This is a genomic window from Robertmurraya mesotrionivorans (assembly GCF_050971805.1).
Lineage (GTDB): Bacteria > Bacillota > Bacilli > Bacillales > Cytobacillaceae > Robertmurraya_A.
In genome coordinates, this window is record NZ_JBPCCH010000010.1 from 124,320 (window position 1) to 149,954 (window position 25,635).

General features: G+C 37.8%; 25 protein-coding genes. 14 read left to right on the forward strand and 11 right to left on the reverse strand.

The features are described 5' to 3' along the window. Positions 1–51: 51 nt before the first annotated feature. The 4 genes from ACRX5O_RS16415 to ACRX5O_RS16430 all read left to right on the forward strand — a co-directional run bounded on the left by ACRX5O_RS16415 (position 52) and on the right by ACRX5O_RS16430 (position 4,942). Positions 52–1,338: a carbohydrate ABC transporter permease gene (locus ACRX5O_RS16415; protein ID WP_433906909.1), complete on the forward strand. Its 1,287-nt coding sequence runs from the start codon at positions 52–54 to the stop codon at positions 1,336–1,338. Position 1,339: 1 nt separating this feature from the next. Then, positions 1,340–2,182, forward strand: a complete 843-nt coding sequence (locus ACRX5O_RS16420) for a sugar ABC transporter permease (protein ID WP_119707192.1) — start codon at positions 1,340–1,342, stop codon at positions 2,180–2,182. Positions 2,183–2,224: 42 nt separating this feature from the next. Further along, on the forward strand, positions 2,225–3,766 hold the full coding sequence (locus tag ACRX5O_RS16425) for an alpha-amylase family glycosyl hydrolase (protein WP_433906910.1): 1,542 nt from the start codon (positions 2,225–2,227) through the stop codon (positions 3,764–3,766). Positions 3,767–3,880: 114 nt separating this feature from the next. Then, positions 3,881–4,942, forward strand: a complete 1,062-nt coding sequence (locus ACRX5O_RS16430; RefSeq protein ID WP_391557753.1) for a LacI family DNA-binding transcriptional regulator — start codon at positions 3,881–3,883, stop codon at positions 4,940–4,942. A gap of 20 nt (positions 4,943–4,962) precedes the next feature. Here ACRX5O_RS16430 and ACRX5O_RS16435 read toward each other — a convergent pair whose 3' ends face one another. Then, on the reverse strand, positions 4,963–5,826 hold the full coding sequence (locus tag ACRX5O_RS16435; RefSeq protein ID WP_433906911.1) for an SDR family oxidoreductase: 864 nt from the start codon (positions 5,824–5,826) through the stop codon (positions 4,963–4,965). Between the two features lie 184 nt (positions 5,827–6,010). Here ACRX5O_RS16435 and ACRX5O_RS16440 point away from each other — a divergent pair, with 184 nt between their 5' ends. The 4 genes from ACRX5O_RS16440 (at position 6,011) to fdhD (ending at position 11,111) form a co-directional block, all read left to right on the forward strand. Continuing rightward, on the forward strand, positions 6,011–6,970 hold the full coding sequence (locus tag ACRX5O_RS16440) for an aldolase catalytic domain-containing protein (protein ID WP_433906912.1): 960 nt from the start codon (positions 6,011–6,013) through the stop codon (positions 6,968–6,970). A gap of 457 nt (positions 6,971–7,427) precedes the next feature. Next, a complete protein-coding gene (locus tag ACRX5O_RS16445) occupies positions 7,428–7,787 on the forward strand; it encodes a Na-translocating system protein MpsC family protein (RefSeq protein WP_119707198.1) in 360 nt (119 codons plus the stop codon). Positions 7,788–7,933: 146 nt separating this feature from the next. Further along, the gene (locus ACRX5O_RS16450) at positions 7,934–10,291 is read left to right on the forward strand and encodes an FdhF/YdeP family oxidoreductase (protein WP_433906913.1); all 2,358 of its coding nucleotides are present in this window, start codon (positions 7,934–7,936) and stop codon (positions 10,289–10,291) included. 19 nt (positions 10,292–10,310) lie between these two features. Next, entirely contained in the window at positions 10,311–11,111 is an 801-nt protein-coding gene (fdhD, locus tag ACRX5O_RS16455) for a formate dehydrogenase accessory sulfurtransferase FdhD (RefSeq protein WP_433906914.1), read from the forward strand. 81 nt (positions 11,112–11,192) lie between these two features. Here fdhD and ACRX5O_RS16460 read toward each other — a convergent pair whose 3' ends face one another. The 5 genes from ACRX5O_RS16460 to ACRX5O_RS16480 all read right to left on the reverse strand — a co-directional run bounded on the left by ACRX5O_RS16460 (position 11,193) and on the right by ACRX5O_RS16480 (position 14,771). Continuing rightward, positions 11,193–12,191: a DUF3231 family protein gene (locus ACRX5O_RS16460; RefSeq protein ID WP_433906915.1), complete on the reverse strand. Its 999-nt coding sequence runs from the start codon at positions 12,189–12,191 to the stop codon at positions 11,193–11,195. A 187-nt stretch (positions 12,192–12,378) separates the two neighbouring features. Further along, positions 12,379–12,813 carry a hypothetical protein gene (locus ACRX5O_RS16465; RefSeq protein WP_433906916.1) on the reverse strand — a complete coding sequence of 145 codons (435 nt, stop codon included), beginning with the start codon at positions 12,811–12,813 and terminating at the stop codon, positions 12,379–12,381. A gap of 209 nt (positions 12,814–13,022) precedes the next feature. Further along, positions 13,023–13,208 (reverse strand): hypothetical protein, encoded by a 186-nt coding sequence (locus tag ACRX5O_RS16470; RefSeq protein ID WP_433906917.1) that lies wholly within the window; start codon positions 13,206–13,208, stop codon positions 13,023–13,025. A gap of 247 nt (positions 13,209–13,455) precedes the next feature. Next, the gene (locus tag ACRX5O_RS16475) at positions 13,456–13,740 is read right to left on the reverse strand and encodes a hypothetical protein (RefSeq protein WP_433906918.1); all 285 of its coding nucleotides are present in this window, start codon (positions 13,738–13,740) and stop codon (positions 13,456–13,458) included. A gap of 131 nt (positions 13,741–13,871) precedes the next feature. Beyond that, a complete protein-coding gene (locus ACRX5O_RS16480) occupies positions 13,872–14,771 on the reverse strand; it encodes a LysR family transcriptional regulator (RefSeq protein ID WP_433906919.1) in 900 nt (299 codons plus the stop codon). Between the two features lie 216 nt (positions 14,772–14,987). Between ACRX5O_RS16480 and ACRX5O_RS16485 the strand changes: the two genes are divergently transcribed. The 3 genes from ACRX5O_RS16485 to ACRX5O_RS16495 all read left to right on the forward strand — a co-directional run bounded on the left by ACRX5O_RS16485 (position 14,988) and on the right by ACRX5O_RS16495 (position 17,832). After that, positions 14,988–15,833, forward strand: a complete 846-nt coding sequence (locus ACRX5O_RS16485; protein WP_433906920.1) for an SDR family NAD(P)-dependent oxidoreductase — start codon at positions 14,988–14,990, stop codon at positions 15,831–15,833. A gap of 80 nt (positions 15,834–15,913) precedes the next feature. Then, positions 15,914–17,083 carry an MFS transporter gene (locus ACRX5O_RS16490; RefSeq protein WP_433906921.1) on the forward strand — a complete coding sequence of 390 codons (1,170 nt, stop codon included), beginning with the start codon at positions 15,914–15,916 and terminating at the stop codon, positions 17,081–17,083. A gap of 41 nt (positions 17,084–17,124) precedes the next feature. Further along, positions 17,125–17,832 (forward strand): SDR family oxidoreductase, encoded by a 708-nt coding sequence (locus ACRX5O_RS16495; protein ID WP_433906922.1) that lies wholly within the window; start codon positions 17,125–17,127, stop codon positions 17,830–17,832. A gap of 87 nt (positions 17,833–17,919) precedes the next feature. On the opposite strand, the gene ACRX5O_RS16500 is transcribed toward ACRX5O_RS16495, so the two are convergent. The 4 genes from ACRX5O_RS16500 to ACRX5O_RS16515 form a co-directional block, all read right to left on the reverse strand. After that, positions 17,920–18,639 carry a LutC/YkgG family protein gene (locus tag ACRX5O_RS16500; protein WP_433906923.1) on the reverse strand — a complete coding sequence of 240 codons (720 nt, stop codon included), beginning with the start codon at positions 18,637–18,639 and terminating at the stop codon, positions 17,920–17,922. Next, positions 18,636–20,066: a LutB/LldF family L-lactate oxidation iron-sulfur protein gene (locus ACRX5O_RS16505; protein WP_433906924.1), complete on the reverse strand. Its 1,431-nt coding sequence runs from the start codon at positions 20,064–20,066 to the stop codon at positions 18,636–18,638. Before ACRX5O_RS16505 ends, ACRX5O_RS16500 begins: the two co-directional genes overlap by 4 nt. Positions 20,067–20,100: 34 nt before the next feature. Continuing rightward, entirely contained in the window at positions 20,101–20,817 is a 717-nt protein-coding gene (locus ACRX5O_RS16510) for a (Fe-S)-binding protein (RefSeq protein WP_433906925.1), read from the reverse strand. 178 nt (positions 20,818–20,995) lie between these two features. Further along, the gene (locus tag ACRX5O_RS16515; protein WP_433906926.1) at positions 20,996–21,706 is read right to left on the reverse strand and encodes a FadR/GntR family transcriptional regulator; all 711 of its coding nucleotides are present in this window, start codon (positions 21,704–21,706) and stop codon (positions 20,996–20,998) included. Between the two features lie 293 nt (positions 21,707–21,999). On the opposite strand from ACRX5O_RS16515, the gene ACRX5O_RS16520 reads away from it, so the two are divergent. Then, entirely contained in the window at positions 22,000–23,694 is a 1,695-nt protein-coding gene (locus ACRX5O_RS16520) for an L-lactate permease (RefSeq protein ID WP_433906927.1), read from the forward strand. A gap of 18 nt (positions 23,695–23,712) precedes the next feature. Then, on the forward strand, positions 23,713–23,922 hold the full coding sequence (locus ACRX5O_RS16525) for a heterodisulfide reductase-related iron-sulfur binding cluster (RefSeq protein ID WP_433906928.1): 210 nt from the start codon (positions 23,713–23,715) through the stop codon (positions 23,920–23,922). 98 nt (positions 23,923–24,020) lie between these two features. Here ACRX5O_RS16525 and ACRX5O_RS16530 read toward each other — a convergent pair whose 3' ends face one another. Further along, complete coding sequence (locus tag ACRX5O_RS16530) at positions 24,021–24,512, reverse strand: YajQ family cyclic di-GMP-binding protein (protein WP_433906929.1); 492 nt, start codon at positions 24,510–24,512, stop codon at positions 24,021–24,023. A gap of 161 nt (positions 24,513–24,673) precedes the next feature. Here ACRX5O_RS16530 and ACRX5O_RS16535 point away from each other — a divergent pair, with 161 nt between their 5' ends. Further along, positions 24,674–25,558 (forward strand): CvfB family protein, encoded by an 885-nt coding sequence (locus ACRX5O_RS16535; protein WP_433906930.1) that lies wholly within the window; start codon positions 24,674–24,676, stop codon positions 25,556–25,558. Positions 25,559–25,635: the final 77 nt, after the last annotated feature.

Below are 25,635 nucleotides of genomic sequence, written 5' to 3' on the forward strand. Positions count from 1 at the left end.
GCGCAATAAAAAATACATTCCTCCTCAAGTTAGAAAGGGGATAGAAGTCAAATGGAAGCGGAAAAAGTAGGAACAACCAAGCATGCAAAGACTGCTGCATTGCTTTCAATTGTCCCAGGATTAGGGCAATTATATAATCGTCAGTTTTTAAAAGGAATAATCTTTCTTGTATTAGCAGCTTCATTCGGTATTGTGTTTGGCGACATATTGAACATGGGATTTTGGGGATTGTTTACACTAGGTGAAATACCTAAAGTTGACCATTCGATCTTTCTTTTGATTGATGGAATTATCGCATTGATTGTTACAGTGCTAGGGTTAGGGGTGTATGCATTTAACCTTTACGATGCACACACTAATGGAAAAAAACGTGATCTAGGTTTAAAACTAAATTCAGTTAGAGAACAATACCACAACTTAATTGACGGTGGTTTTCCATATTTAATGATTTCACCAGGGTTCTTGTTATTAATATTTGTTGTAATCTTTCCGATTATTTTCGTCATCTTATTGGCGTTTACAAACTACGATTTATACCACTCACCACCAGCTAAGCTAGTTGATTGGATTGGGATACAGAACTTTATCGATATCTTTAAAATTGATATCTGGCGAAATACTTTCTTTAAAGTATTAGGTTGGACAATTGTTTGGACATTTGGTGCGACAACGTTCCAAATTGCTTTAGGAATGTTCCTTGCAATTATTGTTAACCAGAAAGATCTTAAAGGTAAAGCAATTATTCGTACCATATTAATTTTACCTTGGGCGGTACCAGCTTTCGTATCCATTATGATTTTCTCTGGAATGTTCAATGAAACTTTTGGTGCGATTAATAAAATGATATTACCAGCTCTAGGGTTAGATCCGCAGCCATGGATGACAGAAGCCAACTGGACACGTCTAGCATTGATTTTAATTCAAGGGTGGTTAGGTTTCCCATTCATCTTTGCAATGGTAACAGGTGTTCTTCAGTCTATTCCAGAAGATTTATATGAAGCAGCAACTGTAGATGGTGCAAGTATTTGGCAAAAGTTCTCAAAGATTACTTTACCACTTGTATTGTTTGCAACTGCACCAATCATGATTACACAATATACCTTTAACTTTAATAACTTTAACGTTATCTTCCTCTTTAATAACGGGGGACCAGCTGTGCCAGGGCAAACCGCATGGGGAACAGATATCTTGATATCATGGATCTATCGATTGACGATGACTTCAGCACAATATGGAAAAGCGGCAGCCATCACAATGATTCTATCCTTCATTATTATTGCAGTGGCTTTATGGCAATTTAGAAGAACAAAATCATTCCAAGAAGAGGATATGATGTAATATGAGTATGAAAAAGAATAAAATCATAAGACTTACACTGTCATACTTAGTCATTGCGGTCATGGCAGTTATTGTATTCTACCCATTGCTTTGGATTATTGGATCTTCGTTTAATCCTGGGAATAGTCTCTCGGGCTCGACGATGTTTCCAGAAAACCCAACACTAGCACACTATAAGCATCTGTTTGATGCTGACAAGAGTGACTATATTATCTGGTATAAAAATTCCTTGAAAATCAGTATTATCACAATGGTGTTAACTGTTGCGAGTGTAGCATTAACCGCATACTCATTCTCAAGATACCGTTTTGTTGGTCGTAAGAATGGTCTAATCACATTCTTAATTCTACAAATGATTCCAAACTTCGCTGCATTAATTGCAATCTTTGTTTTAGCAAACCGTACAGGTTTAATTGATACACACTTAGGATTAATCCTTGTGTATGTTGGTGGTCAAATTCCTATGAATACGTATTTAATGAAAGGATATTTAGATACGATTCCGAAAGAGCTTGATGAATCTGCAAAAATGGATGGAGCGGGACATTTAAGGATTTTCTTCCAAATTGTTATGCCGCTTGCAAAACCAATATTAGCAGTAGTTGCTTTATTCTCATTCATTGCTCCTTTTGGAGATTTTATCTTAGCGCGAATTTTATTACGATCAGAAGATAAATTTACATTATTAGTTGGCCTATATGAACTAGTTGCGAAACAATTCGGTAACGAATTTACAAAGTTTGCTGCAGGTTCTGTACTAATTGCTATACCAATCGCTGCATTATTCTTAGTTTTCCAAAGATATTTCGTTTCTGGTTTGACGGCTGGAGGAACAAAAGGATAATCTTGTAGGGAAGGATTTCTAACAGGAAAAGGAGGAGCGGAGATGAAAAAGAAAATGCTTTCTTTCATCTTAATCCCGTTTCTTCTTTTTTACTCCCTACCGGTAGGTGCAGTGGAAAAAGAAGAGCGAAAATGGCAGGATGAGACTTTTTATTTTATTATGATCGATCGCTTTAATAATAGCGATTTCAGCAATGATTTTAAAGTAAATATGGATGATCCAAAATCATATCATGGCGGTGACTTTCAAGGTATAATCGATCAATTGGATTATATTAAAGACATGGGGTTCACCGCTATTTGGCTTACCCCGGTTTTTGATAATGCGGAAAAGGGCTATCATGGATATTGGATTACTGACTTTTACAACACAGAAGAACATTTTGGAACGATAGAAAAGTTTAAAGAATTAGTAAAAGAGGCACATAAACGTGACATAAAGATCGTCCTTGACTTTGTTGTCAATCATGTTTCACCCGAGCACGAGTGGCTGACAGACAGTGAGAAAAAGGATTGGTTTCATGATAATAAAGAAATTTTAAATTGGGAAGATCAAGATGAACTCAATAATGGTTGGATTTATGGATTACCTGATTTAAATACGGAAAATCCTGAAGTGTCAAATTATCTATTAGAGGCAGCTAAGTGGTGGATCACAGAAACAGATATCGATGGGTACCGACTGGATACGGTACGACATGTACCAGTTGATTTTTGGGAAACATTTTCTAAAGAAGTAAAAAGTGTAAAGGATGATTTCTACTTACTCGGTGAGGTTTGGGACAATGACCCAAATTATATTGCCCAGTATGACAAAGCGGGTATTGATGGCTTTGTGGATTATCCCTTGAACGAACATTTACGTACTGCTTTTGCTAAGCCAGATCAATCTCTTTATTGGTTGTATACGACAGCGGACCGAAACAAAACCATTTACGAAGATCCTTATTTAATGGGTACTTTTATGGATAATCATGATACTCCGCGCTTTACAAGAGATGCGGTGCAAAACAATGAGCATCCTGGTCCTCGCTGGAAGCTGGCCCTTACCTACTTGTACACGACGCCTGGTATTCCGATTGTCTATTATGGTAGTGAGATTGCTCTTGATGGTGGGGAAGACCCTGATAACCGTAGACAAATGGATTTCCGAACAGATAAAGAATTGGTGGATTATATTTCTCAAATTGGAGCTGCTAGACAAACACTTCCCTCCTTAACCCGTGGTACGTTCGAGTTTCTTTATGAAGAAAAGGGAATGGCTGTATATAAAAGGGAGTATGATGGTGAAACCACTGTTGTAGCAATTAATAATACATCAAAAACACAAACAGTAACCATTACAGAAGGCCTTGAAAAGGATAAAGAACTTCGAGGAGTTCTCAGTGATGAGATTGTCCGCGGAAAAGGCCAGGAATATACACTCGTTCTTGACCGTGACCAAGCACAAATTTATATTCTGGGCCAGAAAACAGGGTTGAATATCCCATATATACTTATAATGGGAACTGTGTACGTAGCGTTTATCATATTTATTTATTTGCTATGGAAAAGATCGAAAAGGAAAAAACTCCCGAAACAATGATAAAAATATACTACAAAAGTATCGGAAAGTTAGGGTAGAATAAGAAATAAAGAAAACCTGAATGATTTTTAGAACTATTGAGAAATGTAGCTATTAGGAAATGAGGTGGGTAAGATGGCTGTTACAATTAAAGATGTTGCTAAATTAGCAAAGGTCGCACCATCTACCGTATCACGTGTAATTGCAAATAATCCTCGAATAAGTGAAAAAACAAAGAAAAAGGTTAGAGAAGCCATGGATGAGTTAGGATACCATCCTAACTTTATTGCAAGAAGTTTAGCGAGTCAAAGCACACAGGCAATCGGTCTGGTCATGCCGAGCTCTACTGACGTAGTGTTTCAGAATCCCTTTTTTCCAACGGTACTTAGAGGACTTAGTGAAGGGGCGCATGAAAAACACTACGCGTTATATATGACAACAGGAAAGACTGACAACGAAATTCTAGACGGAGTTACACAGATGGTCCAAGGTGGACGTGTTGACGGAGTGGTCCTACTTTATTCGAAAATTGAAGATAAAGTGTTAATGTATTTGCAGGAAAGAGGCATTCCATTTGTAGTTATTGGTAAACCTTTTAAGCATGTGGAGGAAATTACTCATGTTGATAATGATAACTTCCGTGCAACAAAGGAAGTAACGGAATATCTCATTCAGCTTGGACATGATCATATCGCTTTTGTCGGTGGAAACTTAAACCTTGTTGTAACGGTTGAGCGTTTACTTGGATACGAGAAGGCACTTCGTGAAGCAGGAATCCCATTAAATGATGATTATATTGTACATGAAGAATTTTTGAGAGAAGGTGGACAAGAAGCTGTCAGGGAATTGCTTTCTTTAAAGGTCCCACCAACCGCATTGGTTGTCGCGGATGATTTAATGGCATTAGGGGTTCTTAATACATTAGATGAATTGGGAATTAAAGTACCTGAAGATATCTCGATCATCAGTTTCAATAATGTACTAGTCTCAGAGATGTCCAGGCCACCTCTCACAAGTGTGGATATTAATATTTTTGACCTTGGGTTTGAAGCTGCTCGTAGCTTGATTCAAAAGATAGAAAATCCAAAAGAACCAATCAAGAGAATTATTATTCCACATCAAATTGTCAAACGCTTCTCATGTTCTTATCCAAATGAAGAAAGAGTATTGTTGCCTCAAAAAGGGACTTTCAGTTGAAAAGTCCCTTTTTTTTATCTTTATCCATTAATGACTGTTCCACCATTAACATGAATCATTTGACCGCTGACATAAGAAGAGTCATTTGATGCGAGAAATACATAACTCGCAGCAAGCTCATACGGCTGTCCCGCTCTTCCCATTGGTGTCGTAGATCCGAATTCTGCTACTTGTTCGGCTGGGAAAGTAGAAGGAATAAGAGGAGTCCAAATAGGTCCCGGTGCCACTCCATTTACTCGTATTCCATCCTTAGCAAGTGACTTTGAAAGAGATCTGGTAAAGGTAACGATTGCTCCTTTGGTAGCGGAATAGTCAAGTAGTTGCTCGTTTCCTTGATAGGCTGTTATGGAAGCTGTGTTAATAACGGAGCTCCCTTTCTTCAGATGGGGAAGAGCAGCCTTAGTTAAATAAAAATAAGAGAAGATATTTGTTCGGAACGTTCGTTCAAGCTGCTCTGATGTGATATCAAGCAAACTTTGTTGTGGATGCTGTTCGGCAGCGTTATTGACGATAATATCAATTTTGCCAAAAGCTTTTATCGTATCATCTACAATTTGGTTACAAACCTCCTCATCTCCAATATCTCCTGCGGCAAGGATACAACGTCTGCCTTCTGCTTCAACTTGCTTTTTCGTGTCCTCAGCGTCCTTTGTTTCGTTTAGATAGGAAACTACAACGTCAGCTCCTTCTTTAGCAAAATAGATGGCCACTGACTTCCCAATTCCGCTATCACCACCTGTAATAATTGCTACTTTGTCTTTTAATTTATTGGAGCCTTTATACTGTTCACTAACATGAATTGGTATGGGGTTCATTTCATCCTCAACACCGGGTTGGTGATTTTGATGTTGAGGTGGAAAAGTTTGTTTGTTATTCTTAGACAAGCATATCCATCCTTTCAAATTATCATTGTCATTTTTGTAGTATAGGGTAATTAAGGGGATTTATATGCAAACGGAAAAATTCAGAATAGGAGAAAAATTTGACGGATTTACATGAATTATGATATAAGCAATAATATTAAAAATATTTTCTAATGAACGTAATCAATTGGAGGAAGTGACACTTATGGAACATCGTAGTAAGATTATTGACTGTACAATTCGAGATGGAGGCTTAGTCAACAATTGGGATTTTAGCGTAGAGTTTGTTCAGGACTTGTATAATGGTTTAAGTGAGGCTGGAGTTGAATATATGGAAATTGGATACAAAAATTCAGCCAGGCTACTGAACGTATCAGAGCCTAATCCATGGAGATTTCTCGACGATCACTTCCTAAAAGAAATTATTCCTGAGAAAAAATTCACGAAGCTATCTGCCTTAGTGGATATTGGACGAGTTGACCCTAATGACATCCTTCCTCGTGAGCAAAGTATCTTGGATATGATTCGAGTAGCATGCTATGTTCGTGAAGTGGATAAAGGATTGGAACTTGTACAAATGTTCCATGATTTAGGCTATGAGACTTCTCTCAACATTATGGCGTTATCTAGTGTACCAGAGCAACAGCTTATAAAAGCGTTTGAGTTGGTAAAAGAGAGTCCTGTAGATGTGGTATATATCGTTGACTCATTCGGAAGCTTAGATCCTGGGGATATTGTGCACCAAGTGAAAAAATTCCAAGCGCTGATTCCTAACAAACAGCTAGGAATTCATACTCATAACAATATGCAACTGGCATTTGCTAATACGTTGACTGCGTATCAAAATGGAGTTACGTTCCTTGATTCATCTGTTTATGGGATGGGGCGTGCGGCAGGTAACTGCAATACAGAGCTTCTCGTTAGCTATATTCAAAAACCAAGCTATGAGCTAAAGCCAGTTCTAGGAGTTATCGAAAAGCATATGCTAGAAATGCGTAAAAAGTGGGAATGGGGCTATATCATCCCTTATATGATCTCTGGTGTCCTCAATGAACATCCACGTATCGCTATGGCATACCGTGATAGTTCAGATAGAGATAAATTTGTAGAATTCTATGACAAAGTAACGACACCTGAAGCTACTTTGATCTTAGAGTCAAAGTAATAAATAGATATTGAAATTTTTGAAAAAAGGCCGATATGGCCTTTTTTTATTCTCATTTCATTTATATGTTTTATCACTATTATCAAAACAAAAAAGAGAAAAACTATTGTCATGGATGCGCTTTCGTGATAAGTTTAAAAGGTGATATGTGACGTATTTGTGAATAATAATAATTATGACAATTTATTCTGTTTTTAATACGAAAACAGCGACCCTGTTGATCGGTTAAAAAATCTTTATTATTTTGTTTTATGACAGTTGGTACTTAGCAGCGCTCCTGTATAAGGCAAACCGTTGTAATGATTCAGGTGAAGGTTCCTTATATAGGAGTCTAAATTTGGATTAATTACAACGTTTTTTTGTTTTTTGACGGAAAGTTAGGCCGTTTAAAGAGGCAGTATAATATCTAACAAAAATAGTGTAAGATAGGGAAAAAACGGTAAGTGAGTTGAAACGAGTGAATAAGTACGAAGCTGAGTTTAGCAATATTGTTCGAGCCTTTCGTAAAAAGCATATGGGAAAAGGTCCAAGCCAAGTTCGAACCACCTTCTCAAAAAACTGGGCCATCTGTGAACTGGAGGGGAATCTATCCCCTATTGAAAAATTTATTGCCACAGCGGAAGATGGGCGCCAAATGCTTCGCTCTGCCCGTACAGAAATGGTGAAGGAGATTTATAAAAAAAATCATCCTACAGAGATGGAAGAGTTACTTGGAACAAAATTTGTCCGTGTGTTTGTCGATATCGATATTGAATTAGATATTGGTATGTCAATCTTTGTATTTGAAGATAACATTGAAGAGAAATTTAATATGTAATAACTATTGCAAGCAGATTTGTATTGTTGGAACTTGGGAGCGCACCTGTTAAAGACTAACCACCTGAAGTTTTTCGTCCTAATAAAAAGGAAGGATTTCTTCTGGTGGTTTTTTATATGAAAAAGGTGTAAAAGGAGGAAATAATTATGGGGAAAACAAAACATCCAGGCCCACAAAAGAAAGCCTTACTACCCGCACCAAAGTACTGGGTTAGTCCCATCCCGTTTGGATTAGGAAAGATTAAACCAAAACATATACGCGATACGATGAAGGTCGCTTACGATAATAAAGACAATTTAGGTTATGCCACTCGAATCATTACAGAGGGCGTATGTGACGGTTGTGCGCTTGGAGTATCTGGCTTGTACGACCAAACCTTAACCGGTCCACATCTGTGTACGACCCGTTTAAATGTCCTAAGACTAAACACCATGCCAGCAATTAAACCAGAGATTCTTCATGCAGATATTGACGATCTTAAAAAATATGACAGTACGGAACTTCGGAAACTTGGTCGTATCCCATATCCAATGATTCGTCGCAAGGATGAGCGTAAGTTTTCTCGTATTACATGGGATGATGCGATGAATATGATTGCCGGAAAAATAAAAAAGCTAAATCCTAAGCAATATGCTTTCTACTTAACATCACGTGGAATTACCAATGAAAACTATTATGTAGCAGCTAAAGTTTCACGCTTTTTAGGAGCGAACAATATCGATAATGCATCACGAATTTGTCACTCTCCAAGTAAAACGGCATTAAAACGTTCGATTGGTGTAGGAGCATCCACTTCTAACTATTTAGATTGGATTGGTACAGATGTACTTCTATTCTGGGGTAGCGTTGCATCAAATGCTTCACCAGTATCTTCTAAATACATGCTAGAAGCTAAGAAAAAGGGTACAAAAATTATTGTTATTAATCCATACCGTGAGCCGGCAATGGAAAATTATTGGATTCCTTCCAATCCAGAATCAGCTCTATTTGGGACCAAGCTAGCAGATGATTTCTATCAAGTAAACATCGGCGGAGACATTGCATTTATGCATGGAATCATGAAGCACTGGTTTGATATGGAATCCAAGCAACATGGTTCGGCCATTAATCATCTGTTTGTACAAGAACATGTAAACGGTTACGAAGAACTAAAAGCAAAGGTACAAGAGCAAACATGGGATCATATTATAGAATCATCAGGTGTAACAAAAGAGCGTATCATCGAGCTTGCTGAAATTTTAGCAAAAGCAAAAAATGCTGTCTTTGCCTGGGCGCTTGGCTTAACGATGCATTCATTTGCAACAGACAACATCTCCCAAGTTGCTAATCTAGCTTTATTACGTGGTTTCCTAGGTCGCAAGCACTCTGGTTTAATGCCGTTTCGTGGTCACTCCTCTGTACAAGGTTCAGGGGAAATGGGGGCAGATCCATTTGTCTTACCAGGCGGGGATTTTTACGGTGAGAATATTGAGCGTATTGAAAAGCTGTGGGGCTTTAAACTTCCCCGTTGGCAAGGGGATATAGTTGGTGTCACTCTTGAAAATATTATGCTTCCAGAAGACCATGAAAGAAAGGTGAAGTTATATTATTTAAGTGGTGGTAACTTCTTAGAAACCATGCCTGATCCCATATTTGTAGAGAAAGCATTATCTCAGTTAGATATTCGTGTCCACCAAGATATTATCTTAAACACTTCTACTCTAGTAGATGCACAAGAAGCTGTTATCGTTCTACCGGCGAAAACAAGATATGAGCAGGAAGGTGGCGGAACGTCAACTTCCACTGAAAGAATGGTTTACTTTTCTCCTGAAATCGAAGGAAATAAGAACCGAATTGAAGAAGCTCGTGAAGAATGGAAAATCTACATTGATCTAGCAAAGCGTGTAAATCCTACTATGGCACATCTGGTGGATTTTAAGGATGCACAGGCGATCCGAGGCGAGATCGCATTAGCGAATCCAAATTACGACGGTATTCAGCTTCTAAAGAAAAAAGGTGATGTGTTCCAATGGGGCGGCGCATGGCTATGTGAAGATGGAATCTGTCCAACTCCAGATGGGAAAGGGACATTAATTACAGTCGATATCCCAAATATGGGTAAAAAAGAAGGACAGTTTTTACTAACGACTCGCCGAGGAAAGCAATTCAATTCCATGGTGTTTAGTGAAAAAGATCCGCTGAATGGATCTGACCGTTATGATGTCTTAATTAATGCTGAAGAAGCTCGTTTGCATAGGATTGCAGATGGTGAAGGGATTGTTGTTTACAATCAGCACGGAGTGTTTCAAGGACGTGCAAAGTATGCTGATATCACACCAGGTAACCTTGGTGTTCACTTCCCTGAAGGAAACTTCTTATTACCAAAAGGAAAATATGAAAAATTTGCTGGGATTCCAGATTATAATATTGCGGTAAAAGTAGAGAAAGCAGAACGTTTTAATGCTCGTAAAGATACACAATATCTTGAGAAACCAATTCCAGATCTAGAAACGGAAGTAAGCTAAATTTTAGGAGGGTACAGAAATGGACAATGAAATAGATGAAGTGACCACCACTAGAAGCATCATGAGATTTGACGGCCAGGACTTCTATGAACAAGAGGATGATATTGCTGTTGAATTCCCGCTAACGGTGATGTTGGATGGTCAGGAATTTGCCACCATGGTCTGTACCCCTGCTGATATGGAAGAGCTCGTTGTCGGTTTTTTAGCTTCAGAAGGTGTAATTAGAAGGTATGATGAGATTCAATTGTTAACGATTGACGACTCTAAAGGGTTTGCATATGTGGAGCTAGTGACTAAGAAGGAAATGCAAAACCACCATCACTCCAAACGCTTTATTGGTTCATGCTGTGGGAAAGGACGTCAGTTTTACTTTTACAATGATATGAAAACGGCAAAAACGGTAATGAGCAAGACAACTATAACTGGCCAAGACTGTCAGAGGCTGATGAATCTTATGCAAGAAAGTTCATCACACTTTCAGCAAACGGGCGGCGTTCACAATTCGGCTTTGTGTTCAAAAGAAGGGATCATAGTTTCACGGACGGATATTGGTCGCCACAATGCTTTAGACAAAATCTTTGGATATTGCTTAATGAATCGCATTCCGTTGAAGGACAAGATTATTGTATTTAGTGGACGAATTTCTTCAGAAGTATTATTGAAGGCAGCAAAAATTGGTGTTGGAATTGTACTATCAAAATCAGCTCCTACTAACCTAGCACTTGATTTGGCTGAAGAACTAGGTATTACAGCTGTAGGATTTATTCGCGATCAAGGTTTTAATATATACACACATCAAGAACGTATTTTAGGTGGATAAGATGAGACACACACGGTAGACAAAAACTTACCGTTCTTTTCTGAAAAAAAAATGCCCGACTGTTTAAGAGGGGCATGTGAATTATTTTTCTTTTGCAATTTCTGTTCTATTAGGTGCGAGTGGAGGTTGTTCTAACCATTTGTTTTTTACCATAACATCAAACCAATTTTTTGTAACCAAAAGGTTTTGTAAAATAATTGTCTCATAAGTGGTCACGAGGTCTGTTCGCATGGATGCCGCAAGACCTGCGCCATGATAAGTTTGTGCAGCTTGAAACAAAAAACCCATGTGATACATTAATAACTTATCAGAAAATGGAGAGTCTGTTGAAATGGTGATTTCTGTTTCCAAAGATTTAGGAACTGGTAAATTGTCAGCTTGCAGTATTTTTGCAAATGCTTGTATTTGATTATCAGCAGTCTTTTCAGATTCAGTTAAAAATTTTCTAACCTCTTGCGATTGAGCCACCTGGCCGAATCCAATAGAAAGGGTTTTAGCCATAATACTTTTTTTAAGGTTTAAAGATATACTGATGATTTCAGTCGCTGCAAGAGTTCTGCCCTTTCCAAAAAAACCATCTTTAAAATCTTTACTTGAAATATATTCAGGATGTTCATATGCATAAAATATTGGGTCTCTCTGAAAAAGTCCTTTTTCCAGCAATAACTCAGTAGTTTGATGATACATCCTTTTCGCATCGTTATCACATGAGTCGTAAAAATCCCTTAAATCTTTTCTTACAGAAATGCATAATGAAGTGCTATGCCCTAATAAACCATGTAAAGTCATTATGTGTAAATAATTTAAGCAGAATGCATCTGAAAACAATCTCTCTTTTCCTGAATACAGGTCAGTTTCATTAAATCCAACCGGTACGGGAAATCCTTCATTTTCAATAAAAGTCTTTATTTGTTCCTTTTGTTTTTTGAATGTCTGGATAGCATCTTTGATTACCGCTTTTATTTCTTCATCTTCAATAATTGAGTACATATATGTAATTACTACATGTGTCGCTGTTCCGGTTACATACTCCCCCCACAAGGAACCTATTTCAGAAGAAGTAAGTTTTAACTTTTCCATATCTTCACCTCCCAAGTATTATTTCCAATTTCTATAGAGAGTATGTTTTTCTCAGGGTTAAAATAATCCAATGAGCATAAAAAGGATAGGAACTTACTCAGAAAGTACTGATTTTTTAAACAAAGGCATAAAAAAGATTCATCAAGCTAGAAAAAACCCTGATTTTCTCAAGGTCTTTATTGTTATACTATATTTTATCTGTATGATGATCAATTTCTTGTTCTTTTACTTTTTTAAGTACCTTTGTTAATTCGGAAATTTCATTAGTGAGATTCTCAATTTTTTCAGAAAGAGTAGCTAGGCCTTTGAATTCTTCTTTTAATTCAGAGATCTCGTTAGCGACATTTACTAATTTTTCATATGAAGTAGCCATCTGCACATTTTCTGGTTTCTCAGATACTTTTGATGCTTGGGTTGTGGCGACGGGCTTATTTTTACTAAGTTGTTCGGTAACAGAATTCATAATTACATCGTTATTAAGAAGAGTTGATGCCAGTTGCATCATAGATCCCAAATCGAGCGTATTTTGATTTTTAAGAAATTGGTTAGCAATATTCTTAGGTTCCTTGTCCATATTGTTACTCGTATTCTGTTCTCTGTTTTCATTTATGTTATCACTCATTTTTTTCCCCACCTTATTAATTTTATTTAGCATTAAATTTAAATTCTTTCCATCTTATGCTTTTAAATTAAAAATGTAGTGTGTTAATATCTCTGTTCATGTAATCTAAATCGCATAAATAAAAACCCTAGAAGATTATTTTTCAATAATCTCTAGGGTTTCCTAGAAAGCTAGTCCAAATGATTGGCTAATTGCGAGAGTAGGCTGGATTAGAAGCAGTTAACATCATTAAGTGCTTCTTGAGCTAGCGCAAGTGTAGCTGCAACCTCTGTAAAACCAAATAGGTTTGCAACTGCGATAGCAACCGCAATTAGAATCTGTAAAACAAGTCTTCCAATTTCACAAAGAAGCCCTTGGACAATACCGCCAATTGTGTTATCAGGAATTAATGCCATTTTTCATTCCTCCTTTCTACGAAAGAAATTCTGTAAGAGGCCCCTTACAAAATACATCCTATGTAAAAAAGATGGACAAGTATAAACAGCTATCACAATAATAAAAAAAGGGGCTGTCCCAATTTACATTTATGTAATAACTGAAAAATGAATTTAAAGCTTGTAAGTAAATGTACGTAAGCTAACGCAGTCATCTGTGAAATAAAACAAGGGAACTTCTCTTACAAAAGTTCCCTTGATTATCATTCTATTTTATTGATGAAGCGATCTCGTTTAAATTTTCAAGGATAGTTGGTTTACTTCCACCACAATAGAACGCTGTTATCAATTCATAGCATGTATCCTTATCTATTAAATAACAACGGTGTGTTCCCATGTCGTATACAAAGTGACTTTGTTCTTCACCTTTCGATCCATCAAACACTCTATAATTTCCAAGTCCAAATAATTCTCGAGCGCCATTTTGGGCCAAGTCTAGAAACTCTTCTCTCGTTATTTCTCTTTGCGCAACTAGCCCTACTTTTTCCTTCATTTTAAAAAACCTCCAGTATTTTTTAGAAACCAACTTAAAATCGAGTAATCTCTTTAGTACTAACTAAAATCAAATGGCTACAGAAAATTATACTTTATGGTACTTGCTTGTAAATTTTATCACATTTTTATTTAAAAATAATTTGTAAACTTCGCTTGAATTTCTTTTAAAAACATCTCAGCAGCAGCGGAAAAAACCTGATGCTTTTTCCAAACAATATTTAAGCCAGATTCAAGTCTTGGCTTTAGCGGTCTAAAACAAAGGTTACTATCACTAGACGTATTCACTATTTTATCAAGGGTTATTGCATAACCAATGCCCTCTTCAACCATAAGGGAAGCATTATAGGCAAGATTGTATGTAGTCACAACGTTTAGTTTATCAAAATCTTCACCGAACCAATCTGCAAATTCATTTTTAGAAAATGTCTGTTTCATAGCCTGGCGTGAACAGATTAGTGAAACATTTAATAGATCGGCTGCTTGAATTCTATCTTTGAAAGCAAGAGGACTGTCTCTCCTCATAACAACGCCCCAAACATCTTTGCCAGGGATATTGATATAATTGTATTTTGACAAATCAGCTGGTTGAATTAAAATACCAAAGTCAAGCAATCCTTTATCAAGTCGTTCAGTCACATCATCTTCGTTTCCGCTGTAGAGGTGATAACGTATATTTGGATAAATTAACTGTAAATCTTTTACTACCCTTGCTATCTGTCTCATGGCATCTGTTTCCCCGCCACCTATATATACATCTCCACTAATTGTTTCTTCCATGGAACTAAATTCAGCATCTAATTTATCGACCATTTCTATAATTTCTTCTGCTCTTTTTCGCAAGAGCATTCCTTCATCAGTGAGAATGATACTGTGACTACTACGAATAAATAGTTTTTTCCCTAACTCTTGTTCAAGATCCTTTATTTGTCTGGACAAGGTTGGCTGTGTGACATGTAAAAAATCAGCAGCAGCCGTCATGCTTCCTTCTCTTGCCACCGTAAGGAAATACCGCAAAACTCTTAATTCCATTTTTACTCCTCCTTTATCATGTTTTAGTATATACAACACAGAAATGCCTATCAAGCATATCACGATATATGATATAAGTATTAGCTATGTGCCAAGTGGCGCGCTAGAATAAGGAACAAAGTGAAATCATCATTCGTCCGACTCAACAAGTGGATTAGTGGATTGTGGGAACAAGGAGTATTTTCCAAAGAAAAATAAATCTAGGAGGAATAAAGTATGATTAACTATAAGAAAGTTTGGTTTATCACAGGTGCTGGACGTGGAATGGGTGTCGATTTCGCAAAAGCAGCACTTGCAGCAGGATACCAGGTTGTCGCCACTGGTCGTAATACTGACAAGGTAGCCAAAGCCCTTGGCGATCACGAAAATCTGTTAATTGTGAAGTTGGATATTACTGACCCATTAGATGCCGAGACTGCCGTGAAGTTAGCTGTCGACCGTTTTGGCCGTATTGATGTGTTGGTCAACAACGCAGGTAGCTTCTATGGTGGTTTCTTCGAGGAACTGACACCACAACAGATTGAACGTCAAATCACGACCAACCTGTATGGCCCTATGAACGTCACCCGTGCCGTGTTGCCATTTATGCGTAAGGTTCGTTCTGGACATATTATATCAATTTCTTCTCTTGCAGGATTAGCTGGATTTGAATACAATGCCGCTTACTGTGCTTCGAAGTTCGGTCTTGAAGGCTTTATGGAGTCGTTACATCATGATGTTGCCCCTTTTGGTATTAAAACGACCATTGTAGAACCAGGTTTCTTCCGTACCAAATTTTTAGAACTAGAATCAAAATTCCTTGCTGAGGCATCTATTGATGATTACGCCGAGCGTAATGCACAATTCCATGCTTTTTGGGAAGAAAAAAATGGAAAGCAGGAAGGCGATCCTACCAAACTTGCTAAGGCTTTGATCACCATCGTAAATCAGGAGGAACCACCGTCTCGCTGGATCGCTGGTGCAGATGCCCTTGCTGGTGCAGAACAAAAAGTTGTAGAACTTCAACAACAGATCAACGCCTATCGTGACTTATCTACCTCCCTCGCATACGAGGATGAGTAAACAGTCAGATTATTTGAGATAAAGCTTAAAAAAATGCCCCTAAGAATGGGGCTATTTATTTATAGGAAGGAGTTGTTTTTTTGGCTAAACAAAATAATTTGTTGATTTTCATATTAACAATAGGAGTATTCGGTATCTTAAATACTGAAATGGGAGTTATTGGTATACTGCCTTCCCTTGCTGAACATTTTAATGTTAGTGTATCAAAAGCTGGTTTGCTGGTGAGTCTTTTTGCCCTAGTGATTGCAGTCTCTGGTCCAACGATGCCTTTATTGTTTTCAGGTATCAATCGGAAGAAGGTTATGTTACTCGTACTTGGTGTTTTCGTTGTAGGGAATATTGTTTCTATATTTACAACTAAATTCAGCATTGCATTAATTGCTCGTGTGATACCAGCCCTTTTTCATCCCATTTATTGTTCATTGGCTTTTTCAGTGGCTGCTGCCTCAGTTAGCAAAGAAGAAGCTCCTAAAGCTGTTTCTAAAGTATTTATAGGTGTATCCGCTGGTATGGTAGTTGGCGTACCAATCGCTAGTTTTATTGCCAGTACAATTTCTTTACAAATGGCGATGGTATTCTTTGCTGTTGTAAATGCTATTGCATTCTTTGCTACCTTGCTATTTGTACCATCTATGCCTGTAACTGAAAAACTTTCTTATGGAGCACAATTATCCGTATTAAAAAAATTCGTTACTTGGCAGTCCATTGTAGCAGTCATTTTTCTGAACTCAGCCATATTCGGGGTTTATAGTTATTTGGCTGAGTATTTAAAAACTGTTACGAATATGTCTTCAAATACAATTACGATTATGTTATTTGTATTCGGTGGCGCCAATATTATTGGGAATGTTTTGGCAGGGAAGTTACTTACTAAAAATGCCTTAAGTTCTGTAGTGTTATTTCCTTTCGTATTAGGAGCAGTTTATATCTTATTATACCTTTTTGGACATTTATCCGTACCTATGGCAATCATTACTTTATTCTGGGGAATCTTAGCAGGAGTAGGAGGAAATATCAATCAATATTGGATTATGTCTTCAGCTCCCGAAGCCCCTGATTTCGCTAATGGATTATTTTTAACATCGGCTAATCTAGGAACAACAATTGGAGCAGCTATAGGTGGATTATTTATATCAGGTTTGGGTACAGAATACGTTGTATTAGTGGGAATCCTATCATTGCTACTAGGTTCCATATCTATTTTTCTAAGAAATTATATGTATAGTTCTACAAAACAACTCTCCATATAAGAATGTTAACTCAATCAAAGAACGAGAAAGGGAGGATTTAAATGACACATGATAAACAAGTGGCACTTGTAACTGGAGGGAATCGAGGAATTGGGTATGAGCTGGTCAAACAATTGAGTTTGTCTGGTTTTAATGTCATTTTGGCAAGTCGGGATCATGAAATGGGTAATAAGGTTGTGCAAAAACTTAAGGAGTTAAATCTGGATGTTTCGTGTATTGAGATGGATGTCTCAAATCACGAAAGCATCACCCAAGCTGCAATTACTCTAAATGAGCAATATGGAAGATTAGATGTATTAATTAATAATGCAGGCGTGTATTTAGATGAGAATGAAAATTTATTGACTATGGATCCTAGCATTCTCCAGAAAACAATGGAAACTAATTTCTTTGGTGTCTACGATGTCATGCGTTCCTTTATTCCCTTAATGGAAAAACAAGGATATGGGAGAATTATTAATATTTCCTCAGAATATGGGGCGATGAGCGAAATGTCCTCTCCAGGAGTAGGCGCCTATAAGTTGTCCAAATTTGCCTTAAATGGTTTGACTAGATTAGTAGCTGCAGAAACTAAAGGTGATATTAAAATAAATGCAGTTGATCCGGGATGGGTAAGCTCAGATATGGGGGGACCATCTGCCCCAAGAACACCAAGGGAAGCAGCCGAGTCTATCCTGTGGTTAGCGACGATTGGATCTGAAGGACCAAACGGAGGGTTCTTTAGAGATGGGAAACAAATACCTTGGTAACATTTAGTAATTGGTCGAAATTTTCCTTTCAAAAAGAGCCGATCACCTAACTTGGGAATCGGCTTTCCTTGTTTTGCTAAAAGTTATTTATAAATCATCAATAAGGATATAGCTAGCTTTAACGGGGCCATGAACTCCAACTACTAAATTTAATTCAATATCAGCCGAATTACTTGGGCCAGTAATAAAATTTACACATGAAGCAACTTGCTTACCTTGTTCATGTATGGAACGAAGTTTTTGCGCAGCTTGCGTCATTCTCGGTACTAGAGTGCTTTTAGGAACTAAAACGATGAGTGTTCCAGGAAGAAAGCTAACGGTCCGCCCCCTATCCTTGTCACTTAGTAAAACAACCGTGCCTGATTCTGCAAGTGTTATTTCACTAATTGTGATTCCTACGTTTGCTTTCTCAGCAAGAGAGATGTTGTCCATTTCTTTTGTGTAATCCCATTCATGAATAGAAACACCTTTGCTCGGCCAAGTTTCCTTCATAAGGGGAGAAAGACCCCAATTTGAAAAACGTTCATCCTTCCAAGATACAATGGGTCCACCACCATGAACGGCAACCGTTTCTTTAAGTGTCTTCTCTAGTTCCTTGAGATTTGTTTCAACGAGAGTAGTATGAATTTTTTCGCATTGTAACCTCAAAACTTCTACTAAGTCATCAATCGATGCATCCTTTAACACAAGATGTTGAGGCTGATGCTTCCAGTTACGAACAGGTGAGTTTTGGATTTGTCTTTCCCGGCCAAGTGAGTTAGCTATTTGATTTAAAAAAACATCTTTATTTTGTATTGTTCCAGTCATGATTGTTCCCCACCTTTTTCCCTATTTTTAAACCAATCTCTAAATCTTTCCTTGTTCGGTGCAGGGAACTCACGAATTTCGGTCCATGCCTTTAAAGGACCAACACCTTTGGAGATTTTGTCACCTGAAGTAAAGGGCAGCATGGCCGTCGGTGCGAACTTAGATCCAAGGTTGTAAAGGGAAGGGGACGCAGCACCCAAACCAAATGCCTTCATAGCTAACTTTTCGGAAATTGGTGCTTTCCCTTCTTTTTCAACAATCGTTTGTCTGTGCTTATGCAACAGCTCGTGTAAAGGAATTTTTACAGGACAAACCTCTGTACATGCTCCACAAAGTGTCGATGCGTATGGTAATTCTTTATAATCATCGTACCCGCCTAATAAAGGAGATAATACAGCACCAATCGGTCCCGAATAGATGGATCCATATGAATGGCCACCAACATGTCGATAGACAGGACATACATTTATGCAAGCTGCACAGCGAATGCATTGAAGGATCGATTGAAACTCCCCACCGAGTATACTAGAGCGGCCATTATCTACGATAACAAGATGGAAGTCTTCAGGACCATCAACATCATGTTCTTCACGAGGGCCAGTTAACACAGTAATGTAGCTTGTCAGTTTCTGACCAACCGCACTTCTAGTAAGAAGGCTAACCAGAACTTCCATTTCTTCAAAGGTCGGAACAAGTCTTTCCATCCCCATAACGGTAATTTGCGTTTTCGGAAGGGAAGTGACAAGATCCGCATTACCTTCATTCGTGACTAGACTGATTGATCCTGTTTCTGCAACGGCAAAATTACAACCAGTAATTCCTACATCAGCTGTTAAATATTCTTGACGGAGCATTTCTCTAGCGTGCCAGGCGAGTTCTTCTGGTTTTTCAGTCTTTTTATAGCCTAGCTTTTCCGAAAACACATCACGGATTTGCTCTTTGTTTTTATGAAGAGCGGGAACAACAATATGAGAAGGTGGGTCATGGTCATCAACCTGTAAAATATACTCACCAAGGTCGGTTTCGATTACTTCACAACCCGCATCTTCAAGACATTGGTTAAGGTGAATCTCCTCCGTAACCATCGACTTTGCTTTTACCACTTTTTTGGCGTTCTTTTCTTTAATAACTCCTCTGATATATTCATTGGCTTGTTCAGCTGTTTGGGCGAAAAATACGTGGCCCCCTCGCTTAGCAACATTTTCACTAAGCTGTTCTAAATAATAGTCTAGATGGTCAAGTACATGCTTTCTAATTTCCTCACCGTGCTTACGCCATTCTTCCCAGTTTCCTAGTTCGATTGTTGCGTCTAATCTGCGTGTACCCATTCTTTCCTGTGCTCCAACTACTGCTCCTCGCATGAAAGAGTCTTGAATTCCTTTATCCACTCGCTCTTTAAAGTCGGTTGTACTAATTTTCATTGACATTTCTTTATCCCTCCCCAAGGTTCCTTGTTCACCATTAGCGACTATTTAATATTTCGGCTATATGTAACACCTTAATTGGCTTCAAATTCCGTTCAATACGCCCGCCAATGTTCATTAAACAGCCAGCGTCAGCGCCAATTAAATAATCTGCTCCGGTTTCTTCCACGTGAGCTACTTTTTCATCGACCATTTGTTCAGAGATTTGTGCCATTTTTACAGAAAATGTTCCGCCAAATCCACAGCATTGCTCTTTTCCTGGTAACTCTGTAAACTCTAAATCTTTCACATTTGATAAAAGGACCATCGGAGCTTTTTTTACTCCTAGTAATCTAGTCATATGGCAAGAAGTGTGGTATGTAACTTTTCCTTTAAAGCGAGCACCAACATCTTCTATTTTCAATACATCAACAATAAATTGAGTTAATTCATATGATTTGGAAGCGAGTTCCTTTGCTTTCGGGCCCCAAACCGGATCATTTTTGAAAATATGCTCATACTCATGAAACATGGCAACGCAAGAGCCTGAAGGTGAAACGATATATTCGGCATGTGAAAACGTGTTAATCATTGTCTTCATTGCTTCCTTCGATTCTTTTACATATCCGCTATTGTAGGACGGCTGACCACAGCATACTTGAGCAGTTGGGAAATCAATTTCACAGCCTAAATGCTCTAGTAATTCAACCGTGGCTTTTCCTACATTGCTTTGAAACATATCAACAAGGCATGTGGCAAAAAGAGTAACTTTCATGATTGGCTCTCTCCTATTCTTCCGAATGAACAGGTCATCTGATGACCTGTTGAAATAAAAGGTTAATTAATAACAATGATACTATAAATATATAAGTTATTGAAAGGGGTTACATTTAATTTTTTCATTTTTTCGAAAAGAAACACACCTCAAATATTTGAAGTGTATCTTCTTTTCTTTATTTTAAGTATTTTTGGAGTAGACTCTCCACGTTCTCAATATGTTCAAGCATGAGTGCTCTAGCTTTTTCTCCATCTTTTTCTTTAATTGCAAGATAGATCATTCGATGCTCTTCATAGAGCCTTTCAACAGTTGTTTGCTTTGAAAATAGCCAAAGGCGACGTGTTTCTCTCATTGTTTCACCAATTAGCCCAGAAACATGGTTCATTAAATTAATGAGAAGAGGATTTTGAGTTGCTTCGACTATTGACATATGGAAGCGTAAATCTGCCTTCTCATTAAGCTCTTCATCACCGTTAGCCACTTGCATTTCCCTAAGAGCATCTTCCATTGCTTTCAGGTTTTGATCTGTTCGTTTCTTGGATGCGGTGTAGGCTGTACCTGCCTCAAGGATTTTACGGACCTCGAGCAAATTTGCTGTGTCTTCTTTATTCATTAAAATAGCAGTGGAGAGAGGCAGACTGATCTGTTCTGATTCAAATTCTTTAACGTACGTTCCTTCTCCTTGCCTAATTTCTATTAATCCCATTGCGCGTAAGGCAGTTAAGGCTTCTCTTATTGCAGACCGTCCGACTTGGAAGTTTTCAGACAATTGTTGGACTGAATCAAGCTTATCTCCAGACTTTAATTGTCCTAATTTGATCATTTCATGGATTGCTTCTGCAACCTCTTCATATATTTTTTTGGGTTTTATTTTTTTGTAGTTCAATATGAGAGCCTCCAAATAAAATCTTATGTCTAGTATACAATGTTTTGCCGCTAGAGTAGAAATATATCAATTATTTCATATGAGTAGAATGTATTGTGAAAAACCACACAAATAAACTGGAAATATTTTTTAAATAGATATTGAAAATTCTGCCGTTGATACAATATAATCTACATTATCAGGTTAATCACCAAGTCATCAGATGACCTTATATTTTTATGAAAGCGATTACTTGTGTGCTATTTTGTTAATGGGAGATGTGAAAAAATTATTACAAGGGGGAGTAAAAGCTTATGACTTTTACACAAAACTTTACAGCGGTTGGTGGAAATCTGGCACTTTCAGCTTTGGTAGCACTGATTCCGATTTTGTATTTTTTCTGGGCACTAGCAATTAAAAGAATGAAGGGGTATGTTGCTGGTTTATCTACATTAGCCATTGCACTAGTCGTTGCGGTTGTCGCTTTTAAGATGCCTGCTGGAATGGCAATCATGTCAGCCTCACAAGGAGCAGTTTATGGGCTTCTTCCTATCGGCTGGATTATTATCACTTCGGTATTTTTGTACAAGTTAACTGTGAAGACAGGACAGTTTGATATTATTCGACAATCTGTACTCTCGATTACAGAAGATCGCCGACTGCAAGCACTTTTGGTAGCGTTTTCTTTCGGTGCGTTTCTTGAGGGGGCAGCTGGATTTGGAGCACCTGTTGCGATTTCAGCAGCACTTCTTGTAGGTCTTGGGTTTAATCCCCTATATGCAGCAGGGTTATGTTTAATTGCCAACACAGCACCAGTGGCGTTTGGTGCAATCGGAATTCCAATTATCGCAGTGGAGGGTCCTACTGGTATCCCTGCAATGGAAATATCCAAAATGGTAGGGCGCCAGCTTCCTTTCTTGTCTGTGTTTATTCCATTTTATTTAATTGTTATCATGGCTGGATTTAAAAGGACTATGGAGGTTATGCCAGCAATTATGGTATCAGGTGTTTCATTTGCAGTTACACAATACTTATCTTCGAACTTCTTAGGACCGGAGCTTCCTGACATTCTTTCGGCACTTGTATCTCTCTTTGCTTTAACCATCTTTTTAAAGTATTGGAAACCAAAGACGATTTTCCGATTTGCTGCTGAACAGGAAATGGCTGCTACAGTGGCTATTAAGGCACCGTTAAGCAGTCAGTCTAAACATACCGGTGGTGAAATATTTAAAGCATGGTCTCCATTCTTAATTCTTACAGCAATCATTTCTGTTTGGGGAATTCCTACCATAAAGCTTGCACTTACAGGACATTATGAAGGAACGAACGCGGTGTTAAAGGCAATTAACTCGCTAGGTCACGCACTCACAGTTATCCCTGAAGTACCGTTTTTAAATAATAGAATTTTTAATACAGACGGAGCACCGATTGCAGCAATATACAAGCTAGAGATATTAGGTGCAGCTGGAACGGCTATTCTTATTGCAACCTTTTTAACAAAATTCATTGTAGGCATCTCTTGGAGAAATTGGATCATTACATTTGGCGAAACACTAAATGAACTGAAATATCCGGTTATTACAATTGGGTCTGTTGTTGGTTTCGCATATGTAACAAATGCATCTGGAATGAGCACGACATTAGGAATGACCTTAGCAAAAACAGGCGCTGTTCTTTTCCCATTCTTTTCACCTTTCCTTGGATGGTTAGGGGTGTTTATTACTGGATCTGATACCTCTGCAAATCTATTGTTTGGAAATCTTCAAAAAATTACTGCTACCTCCATTGGGATGGATCCGATTTTGGCAGTAGCAGCCAATTCTTCTGGAGGAGTAACTGGTAAAATGATCTCTCCACAATCGATTGCTGTTGCGTGTGCAGCGGTTGGTTTGGCTGGAAAAGAGTCTGAGCTCTTCCGTTTTACGATAAAGCATAGTTTATTCTTAGTCACATTAATAGGTATTCTTACATTCTTACAAAATACCGTTCTCTCATGGATGATTCCTTAAGGAGCCGAGTATAGGGAGATGAATCAAGAAGACCGATGTTGTAGCTCTGCAGGAATTTATAACATTATTGAAACAGAAATGTCGATGAAAATGCTCGACTCCAAAATGGAACAGATAAAATTGACCTATGCTACAACCATTGTTACAGCTAATCCAGGGTGTTTGCTACAAATGAAGTTAGGGATTGAAGGAGAGGGGCTAGCACAAACGAGGCGATGTATCATATAATTGATCTTCTCCTTGAGGCTGTTAAAAAGGAAGAATAGTAAAAGAGGATGTCCCATATAGTGTCACACACTTTATGGGACATCCTATGCCCTTCGTTTCTAGCGATAATTTGTAAATTGTACCTCTACAGTCAAGTCAGCTTCCTTTACAAGGGAGATGATTTTTTGAAGATCATCACGGCTTTTTGCGGTTACACGAACCTGATCATCTTGAACCTGACTTTTCACTTTTACACCACTATTTTTTATAATCGTATTAATTTTTTTTGCATTTTCTTTATCAATTCCTTGAACAAGCTTGGCACGTTGTCTTACTGTTCCTCCAGAGGCCCCTTCAAGCTTCCCATAATCGAGATTACCGATTGGAACTCCACGTTTGATTAATTTACTTAGAAGCACATCTTTGAGTTGATCTAGCTTATACTCGTCATCTGAAATAAGTACTAATTCTTCCTTATCCAGTGATACTTCACTCTTACTACCCTTAAAATCATAGCGAGTAGAAATTTCTTTCATCGTTTGTGCAATGGCATTTGTTACCTCTGAAAAATCAACTTTTGATACAATATCGAATGAACTTTCTTTAGACATATGAGCCTCCTACAATCAAAAAAATTTTATGTATCTTTTATTCAGTTTCCCTTTATGGGTTCATTATAGTAAAATATAGCAGTTCAAACAACTTTCTCGCCGTTTTATAAACGATAGATAAGGTTAACGTATAGATATAGATAAATTTTAGGAGGTAGTATATGTCACTAACTGATTACATTGGACAAGTCACAACCCTGACGGTAGCAAGGCAGGCTGCGTTTGGCTACTTTTTAACTAATGGGGAAGAAGACGTTCTTTTACATGAAAATGAAATGGTTGAAAATGCGGAATTAACGGAGAACCAAGAAATTGAGGTTTTCCTTTATATCGACTCTCGTGATCGTATTACAGCAACAACTTACATACCAGAAGTTCAAGTCGGCAAGTATGGCTGGGCGAAGGTGGTCGAAGTTAAGCCTGGAATTGGTGTGTTTCTTGATATTGGTATAAAAAAGGATGTTCTACTAGGAGAAGAGGATCTTCCTGTACATACATCTGTTTGGCCAAATGTGGATGATCTTTTATACATCACTCTTAGGGTGAATAAAAATAATCGAATTTATGTAAAAGCTGCGACAGATCCTATTATTACAGACATCAGTATAAATGCTACATCAAAGGACTTTAATAAAAATATTCAAGGTCATGTCTACAGAACTGCTAAGGTAGGTACTTGGGTATATACGGTAGAAGGGTTTAAAGGCTTTGTTCATGAGTCACAGCGGAAAGTCGAGCCTAGGCTAGGTGAAAAAGTAGAAGGCCGAATCATTGACGTGAAAGAAGATGGAACCGTTAATATTTCTTTAATTCCTCGTAAACAGGAAGCTCTCGACGAAGATGCCAATAAGATTTATGAATATCTACTGCTTAGAAATGGGGCAATGCCTTATAGTGATAAGAGCATGCCAGAGGACATTCAAGAACGATTTGGATTAAGTAAAGCTGCTTTTAAGCGTGCATTAGGAAAATTGATGAAGAATGGGTTAGTTTATCAAGAGGATTTTTGGACGTATAAAAAAGAAGAGAAAAATGACGTGGAGTAATGATATGCTCCCGATAAAGTAGACAGATGAAATAATAAAAAATCTGTTTACTTTATTGGGGGTTTTTTTATGGCGAA

What these genes read in the sequence shown, in the direction of transcription:
- ACRX5O_RS16415 (WP_433906909.1), top strand. Translation starts at nt 52, where the DNA reads ATGGAAGCGGAAAAAGTAGGAACAACCAAGCATGCAAAGACTGCTGCA.
- ACRX5O_RS16420 (WP_119707192.1), top strand. Translation starts at nt 1,340, where the DNA reads ATGAGTATGAAAAAGAATAAAATCATAAGACTTACACTGTCATACTTA.
- ACRX5O_RS16425 (WP_433906910.1), top strand. Translation starts at nt 2,225, where the DNA reads ATGAAAAAGAAAATGCTTTCTTTCATCTTAATCCCGTTTCTTCTTTTT.
- ACRX5O_RS16430 (WP_391557753.1), top strand. Translation starts at nt 3,881, where the DNA reads ATGGCTGTTACAATTAAAGATGTTGCTAAATTAGCAAAGGTCGCACCA.
- ACRX5O_RS16440 (WP_433906912.1), top strand. Translation starts at nt 6,011, where the DNA reads ATGGAACATCGTAGTAAGATTATTGACTGTACAATTCGAGATGGAGGC.
- ACRX5O_RS16450 (WP_433906913.1), top strand. Translation starts at nt 7,934, where the DNA reads ATGGGGAAAACAAAACATCCAGGCCCACAAAAGAAAGCCTTACTACCC.
- fdhD (WP_433906914.1), top strand. Translation starts at nt 10,311, where the DNA reads ATGGACAATGAAATAGATGAAGTGACCACCACTAGAAGCATCATGAGA.
- ACRX5O_RS16460 (WP_433906915.1), bottom strand. Translation starts at nt 12,191, where the DNA reads ATGGAAAAGTTAAAACTTACTTCTTCTGAAATAGGTTCCTTGTGGGGG.
- ACRX5O_RS16465 (WP_433906916.1), bottom strand. Translation starts at nt 12,813, where the DNA reads ATGAGTGATAACATAAATGAAAACAGAGAACAGAATACGAGTAACAAT.
- ACRX5O_RS16470 (WP_433906917.1), bottom strand. Translation starts at nt 13,208, where the DNA reads ATGGCATTAATTCCTGATAACACAATTGGCGGTATTGTCCAAGGGCTT.
- ACRX5O_RS16475 (WP_433906918.1), bottom strand. Translation starts at nt 13,740, where the DNA reads ATGAAGGAAAAAGTAGGGCTAGTTGCGCAAAGAGAAATAACGAGAGAA.
- ACRX5O_RS16480 (WP_433906919.1), bottom strand. Translation starts at nt 14,771, where the DNA reads ATGGAATTAAGAGTTTTGCGGTATTTCCTTACGGTGGCAAGAGAAGGA.
- ACRX5O_RS16485 (WP_433906920.1), top strand. Translation starts at nt 14,988, where the DNA reads ATGATTAACTATAAGAAAGTTTGGTTTATCACAGGTGCTGGACGTGGA.
- ACRX5O_RS16495 (WP_433906922.1), top strand. Translation starts at nt 17,125, where the DNA reads ATGACACATGATAAACAAGTGGCACTTGTAACTGGAGGGAATCGAGGA.
- ACRX5O_RS16500 (WP_433906923.1), bottom strand. Translation starts at nt 18,639, where the DNA reads ATGACTGGAACAATACAAAATAAAGATGTTTTTTTAAATCAAATAGCT.
- ACRX5O_RS16505 (WP_433906924.1), bottom strand. Translation starts at nt 20,066, where the DNA reads ATGTCAATGAAAATTAGTACAACCGACTTTAAAGAGCGAGTGGATAAA.
- ACRX5O_RS16510 (WP_433906925.1), bottom strand. Translation starts at nt 20,817, where the DNA reads ATGAAAGTTACTCTTTTTGCCACATGCCTTGTTGATATGTTTCAAAGC.
- ACRX5O_RS16520 (WP_433906927.1), top strand. Translation starts at nt 22,000, where the DNA reads ATGACTTTTACACAAAACTTTACAGCGGTTGGTGGAAATCTGGCACTT.
- ACRX5O_RS16525 (WP_433906928.1), top strand. Translation starts at nt 23,713, where the DNA reads ATGAATCAAGAAGACCGATGTTGTAGCTCTGCAGGAATTTATAACATT.
- ACRX5O_RS16530 (WP_433906929.1), bottom strand. Translation starts at nt 24,512, where the DNA reads ATGTCTAAAGAAAGTTCATTCGATATTGTATCAAAAGTTGATTTTTCA.
- ACRX5O_RS16535 (WP_433906930.1), top strand. Translation starts at nt 24,674, where the DNA reads ATGTCACTAACTGATTACATTGGACAAGTCACAACCCTGACGGTAGCA.